The organism is Mesorhizobium sp. M1E.F.Ca.ET.041.01.1.1 (assembly GCF_003997355.1).
Lineage (GTDB): Bacteria > Pseudomonadota > Alphaproteobacteria > Rhizobiales > Rhizobiaceae > Mesorhizobium.
The window spans coordinates 1-5700 of sequence record NZ_RZSL01000406.1 but is presented as its reverse complement, the minus strand read 5'-3'; the positions used below and the strand labels follow the sequence as shown (position 1 = coordinate 5700).

7 protein-coding genes are annotated in these 5700 nt (G+C 64.1%); 2 read left to right on the top strand and 5 right to left on the bottom strand.

Going from position 1 to position 5700, the window contains the following annotated elements; genetic code table 11:
* Positions 1-64 precede the first annotated feature (64 nt).
* Complete coding sequence (locus EOA38_RS26090; RefSeq protein ID WP_127300587.1) at positions 65-643, top strand: DsbE family thiol:disulfide interchange protein; 579 nt, start codon at positions 65-67, stop codon at positions 641-643.
* 255 nt (positions 644-898) lie between these two features.
* Here the strand turns inward: EOA38_RS26090 and EOA38_RS26085 are convergent, their stop codons facing one another.
* Positions 899-1066, bottom strand: a complete 168-nt coding sequence (locus tag EOA38_RS26085; RefSeq protein WP_126091175.1) for a hypothetical protein — start codon at positions 1064-1066, stop codon at positions 899-901.
* Positions 1067-1363: 297 nt separating this feature from the next.
* Between EOA38_RS26085 and EOA38_RS26080 the strand changes: the two genes are divergently transcribed.
* The gene (locus EOA38_RS26080; RefSeq protein ID WP_127300586.1) at positions 1364-2281 is read left to right on the top strand and encodes an SMP-30/gluconolactonase/LRE family protein; all 918 of its coding nucleotides are present in this window, start codon (positions 1364-1366) and stop codon (positions 2279-2281) included.
* Between the two features lie 269 nt (positions 2282-2550).
* Here EOA38_RS26080 and EOA38_RS26070 read toward each other — a convergent pair whose 3' ends face one another.
* From EOA38_RS26070 to ftsY, 4 genes are all read right to left on the bottom strand, one after another.
* The gene (locus EOA38_RS26070; protein ID WP_127300585.1) at positions 2551-3084 is read right to left on the bottom strand and encodes an NADPH-dependent FMN reductase; all 534 of its coding nucleotides are present in this window, start codon (positions 3082-3084) and stop codon (positions 2551-2553) included.
* 39 nt (positions 3085-3123) lie between these two features.
* Complete coding sequence (locus tag EOA38_RS26065; protein WP_127300584.1) at positions 3124-3744, bottom strand: pyridoxamine 5'-phosphate oxidase family protein; 621 nt, start codon at positions 3742-3744, stop codon at positions 3124-3126.
* Between the two features lie 121 nt (positions 3745-3865).
* Positions 3866-4522, bottom strand: coding sequence for a septation protein A (locus EOA38_RS26060; protein WP_127300583.1), 657 nt, complete (start codon positions 4520-4522; stop codon positions 3866-3868).
* Between the two features lie 63 nt (positions 4523-4585).
* On the bottom strand, positions 4586-5700 hold a 1115-nt coding region (ftsY, locus tag EOA38_RS26055; protein ID WP_245480920.1), incomplete at its 5' end, for a signal recognition particle-docking protein FtsY.

Genomic DNA, 5700 nt, shown 5'->3' with positions numbered 1-5700 from the left:
ATCTTGCAGCGCTCGAAGCCTCCGGCGTGCGGCGCCGCTCCGACAAGGCCGGGACGATGAAGCCGTGAGCGTCGAAACGAAAATGCCGTCGCCGCCGCGCCGCCGCCTGTTCGTGCTCTTGCCGCTGCTGGTCTTCTTGGGCCTGGCGGGGCTGTTTCTCTCACAGCTCCTGTCCGGCCGCGACGAGTCGGAAATTCCCTCGGCCCTGATCGGCTTGCCGGCGCCGCAGACGAATCTGCCGCCGCTGGAGGGGACGAGCCTGCCGGGCCTCGATTCGAAAGCCTTCGCCGGCAAGGTGACGCTGGTCAACGTCTTCGCGTCGTGGTGCGCGCCGTGCCGGGAAGAGCATCCGGTGCTGCTGGGGCTGTCTGAGGACAAGCGCTTCACGCTTGCCGCGCTGAATTACAAGGACGAGCCGGAAAACGCCCGCCGCTTCCTCGGCGATCTCGGCAATCCATACCAGGCGATCGGGGTCGATCCGGCCGGCCGAGCCGCGATCGACTGGGGCGTCTATGGCGTGCCGGAGACTTTCGTCATCGGCAAGGACGGCAAGATCGCCTACAAGCATGTCGGGCCGCTGACGCCGGAATCGGCGAGGGATCTGCTGCTGCCGCAGATCGAGAAAGCGCTGACGGCGCATTGATATTCAGGTGAGGCCGGCCTGCAAATGGCGGCTTCCTGCGCTTCTACAGCGCCGCGCGTCCGTTCGGACGCGCAAAGGACGCTGTAGCACTTTTGATTTTGCGCATGATCCTTTCCGAAAATCGTTCTCGATTTTCGGGGTCATGCGCGTGCTCACGTACTTTAGAGTACGCTCCGCTCCGGTTCTCGGAAACCACCATTTTCGACTCGGCCTGACCTGAATCTCACCGCGCCGTCAGGCCTCGCGCCGGGTGGCTCAGCCGTAGATCTGCTTGTGGATCTGGTAGAGCATCTCGGAGCGGTCGGCGCGCAGATCGGCGAGATCACGGCTCGACAGGTTCTCAATTTCGGCGACGAGACGGTTGTACTGGCGGCGCTTGGCGATGTTGGTGCGAGCGCGGGAGACGATGTTGTCGAAGATCATGACGAGGTTCCTTTGCTGCCGCATTCCTGCGGCGGGTTTGTTCCTCCCTTGATCGATTGCGAGCATGACATAGGAATGGTGCATTGCAAAAGAAAGATGTTGCAATGCACCATTGCAACCAGCGCATAGCCGGTTAACCGGCCGTTACCCGCATGTCGGCCCCACAGGTCGTCGTGACAAAACACAAGATACGGGTGAAGTGTCATCGTCGATCTTGCCAGATTGCTCGCCGGCTGGCTTGATCGCCCCACAGCGTCGCGCGTCCTTCATGCGCACGTGAATGCCGGGAGGAAAAGCATGACGGCCGCCGACTATGAAGTTCTCGATCCGCGTTTCTCGCGGCTGGTCAACGCCAATGAGCGGGTGGAGAAGCTGTTCACCGGATGCCGCTGGGCGGAAGGCCCTGCCTGGTTCGCCGCCGGCCGCTACCTGGTCTGGTCCGACATCCCCAACAATCGCATGCTGCGCTACGACGAGACCGACGGCAGCGTCAGCGTCTTCCGCCAGCCCTCCGGCAATTCCAACGGCAACACCGTCGACCGGGAGGGCCGGCTTCTCACCTGCGAGCATTCGGGCCGGCGCGTCAGCCGCACCGAGCATGACGGGTCCATCATCACCATCGCCGACAAATGGCGCGGCAAGCGGCTCAACTCGCCCAACGACGTCGTGGTCCGCTCCGACGGTTCGATCTGGTTCACCGATCCGGCCTACGGCATCGACAGCGATTATGAAGGCGATCATGCCGAGAGCGAGATCGGCGCCTGCAATGTCTACCGGGTCGATCCCGGCACGGGCGAGATCGACGCCGTCATTACCGACATGGTCAGGCCCAACGGGCTCGCCTTCTCGCTCGACGAAAGCCTGCTCTATATCGCCGACACGGGCCGAACGCATGGCGCCAAGAACCCGGCGCATATCCGCGTCTTCAATGTCGGCAAGGCCGGCAAGAAGATCTCGGGCGGCAAGGTCTTCGCCGACTGCACGGCCGGCCTGTTCGACGGTTTTCGGCTCGACGAAAGCGGGCGCATCTGGACGAGCGCCGCCGACGGCGTCCATTGCTACGATCCTGACGGCACGCTGATCGGCAAGATCAAGGTGCCGGAAGTGGTCGCCAACTGCGTGTTCGGCGGCGCCAAGCGCAACCGCCTCTATATCGCCGGCACCACGTCGCTCTATGTGGTCTGGCTGATGGTGAACGGGGCGAAGACGTATTGAGGGTGATCGTCGCATACCGCCACGCGGATCTCGGGGGCTGAGGCAAACCTGAAGATGTCGGATGTTGGCGGGACAGCACCCCCCTCTGCCTTGCCAGGCATCTCCCCCGCAAGGGGGGAGATCGGCAGCTTCGTTTGCGGCGCTCTTCTTACGACATTTGGCGATTTGCAAAAGCAGAAATGACATCCAATCTCCCCCCTTGCGGGGGAGATGTCCGGCAGGACAGAGGGGGGGTGCGAAGGAACGCAGCGGTAGCCGATGGCCGCCGCTCAGCGGGCGCGAATGAAGGCGGCGAAGCTCTGAACCGCCTCGCGCATCGCTTGCCGGTTGGCCGGCTCCGCCAGGATCGCCTCGATCTCCGGCGGCTTCTTGCCGAGCAGCGCGATCTCGAGTGCGGCGTCCTCGTAAAGCGCAAAGGACATTGTGCGCATGATCTCGGCGAGTGCCGCCCGGGCATAGAGCGAGCGCGGCGAGGCGTGCACCAGCATCGCCGGCTTGCCGACCGCGGCATCGCGCGACACCAGCCAGTCGAGCGCGTTCTTCATGCCGCCCGGCACGCCATGCGCATATTCCGGACAGGAGACGATGACGCCGTCGGCGCGGGTGAGGGCATCGATCAGGATGGCGGCTTCGCCAGGACTCCGCTCGCCCTCCTCGTCCGGATTGAAGATCGGCAAGCGGTGGAGTCCGTTATAGACAGTGACGCGGCAATCCGCCGGCGCATTGGCGGCTAAAGCCGCGACAAGGGCCGAATTGGTCGAGGCGGCGCGCAGGCTGCCGGAAATGGCGAGGATATCGATCAAGGGGATCAGCCGGACGGAACGGGTGAGTCGTTCCGAATGCTACCACATGGTCTGCCTGTAATCGTCGTCCAGCTCGCGGTCGATCTCTCCGGCGCTCTCGGCCAGCGCGAGCTGGTCGCGGATGATCTGGCCGAGCGTCGGCAGCGTTGCGCGGTCGTACCAGGTCTCCGGCTTCCACAGCTCGGAGCGCATGAAGGCCTTGGCGCAATGCATGTAGGCGGCCTTGACCGTCACCACGATGACGCTCTGCGGCTCCTTGCCGTCGACAGCCAGACGCTCGCGCAGGCCGGCATCGATGGTGATGCGGGCGTCGCCGTTGACGCGCAGCGTCTCGTTCATGCCGGGAATGAGAAACAGCAGCCCGACGGACGGATTGCGGATGATGTTTTCCAGCGTGTCCAGCCGGTTGTTGCCTGGACGGTCGGGAATGGCGATGGTGTTCTGGTCGAGGATGGCGGTGAAGCCGGGCTTGTCGCCCTTCGGCGTCACATCGGCATTGCCGACGCCGTCCGACGAGCCGATCAGCACGAAGGGGCTCTTGCCGATGAAGGAGCGGCAGTGGCCGTCGAGCGCCTTGAGCTCCTTGCGGATCGAGCCGTCGGTCGGTCGGGGCGTCTTGTAGATCGTCCTCAGCTCGTCGCGCGTGGTGAGGAATTCCATCCCGTCCCCCTGTCTTCACGCAATTCCGAACGGAAAACCGCTGTGCACTTTTCCTGGAATTGCTCTTTATCCTGACGCAATTCCGAACGGAAAACCGTTGAGCACTTTTCCTGGAATTGCTCTACTTGCCGGCGTTCTCTTCCTTGGCTTTTTCCTCCAGCGAATGGCGCATGATCAGCGGCATCTGGCTGAAGGTGAAGAGCAAGGTGATGGGAATCGTGCCCCAGACCTTGAAATATAGCCAGGTCGCTTCCGAGAAATTGCGCCAGACAACCTCATTGAGCACGGCCAGAAACAGGAAGAACAGCCCCCACCGGAAACTCAGCTTGCGCCAGCCTTCGGCATCGAGCTGGAAGGCCGAATCGAACACATAGCCGAGCAGCGGCCTGCCGAAGGCCAGCCCGCCGAGCAGCGTGACGCCGAACAGCGCGTTGATGATGGTCGGCTTCATGAAGGCGAAGGTCTTGTCCTGCAGGTACAGAGCGAGCGCGCCGAACACGAACACGATGACCGCCGAGGCGAGCGGCATCAGCGGCAGGCTGCGTGTCAGTGCCCACGACACGCTGAGCGAGAGCGCCGTCGCCACCATGAAAAACGCGGTGGCGATCAGGATCGGTTCGCCGAGATGGGCGAGGATCGGGAATTTTCCGGCCAGCCATTCGCCGCGGATCGTGGTGAAGAAGAACACCAGGCCGGGTCCCAGCTCGAGCAGGAACTTCAAGCCGGGATTGAGCGGCTTGCGGCGCGGATCGGACGGGTCGCGTTCGATGATGTTCATAAAAGTCCTTCTTGCGCATGATCTGGCCGAAAAGCAGGCGGCTCCGGGCAGATCACGCCTTGGTCAAGCCACGCCGGCGATCGCCCGGGCGAACTCGCTGGCGGAAAACGGTTCGAGGTCGTCGACCTGCTCGCCGACGCCGATGAAATAGACCGGCAATCTGTGCTTGGCGGCGATCGCCACCAGAATACCGCCGCGCGCCGTGCCGTCCAGCTTGGTCATCACCAGGCCGTTGACGCCGGCGACATTGCGGAAGATCTCGACCTGGCTCAGCGCATTCTGGCCGGTGGTGGCGTCGACCGTCTGCAGCACGGTGTGCGGCGCCTCCGGATCGAGCTTGCCCAGCACGCGCACGATCTTTTCCAGCTCCGCCATCAGCTCGGTCTTGTTCTGCAGCCGCCCGGCGGTGTCGATGATCAGCACGTCCGAGCCCGCCTCTTTCGCCTTCTCGAAGGCGTCATAGGCGAGGCCTGCGGCATCGGCGCCGAGCTTGGAGGCGACGACCGGCGACTTGGTGCGCTCGCCCCAGATCTTCAACTGTTCGATCGCGGCGGCGCGGAACGTGTCGCCGGCGGCGAGCATCACCGAAAGCCCGCCTTCGGTCAGCTTGGCCGCCAGCTTGCCGATGGTCGTGGTCTTGCCGGTGCCGTTGACGCCGACGACCAGGATGACATGCGGCTTGTGGCTGAGGTCGAGCTCGAGCGGCTTGGCGACCGGAGTTAGAACTTTTTCCACCTCCGCCGCCATGACGGCGCGGACTTCCGAGTCGGAGACATCCTTGCCGTAGCGGCTGGAAGCGAGCGAATCGGTGACGCGCAGCGCCGTTTCGACGCCGAGATCGGCGCGGATCAGCACGTCCTCCAGGTCCTGCAGCGTGTCCTCGTCCAGCTTGCGCTTGGTGAAGACGCCGGCGATGTTGCCGGTGAGCTCGCGCGAGGAACGGGCGAGCCCGTCCCGCATGCGCTGGAACCAGGAGCGTCTCGCCGCCGGTTCCGGCGCCTTCTGCGGCTCGGCCTTCTGCTCGACCTTTTTGGCGACCGTCACCTTGCCGGCGGAGAGCGGAGGCGGTGCAGGCTGCGTTGAAGGCGAAGGAACTGGCGCCGGCGTTACCTCCCCCTCGATGGGGGAGGTCCCGAGCGCAGCTCGGGGATGGGGGTGACTGGCACCGGCGTCGGCGC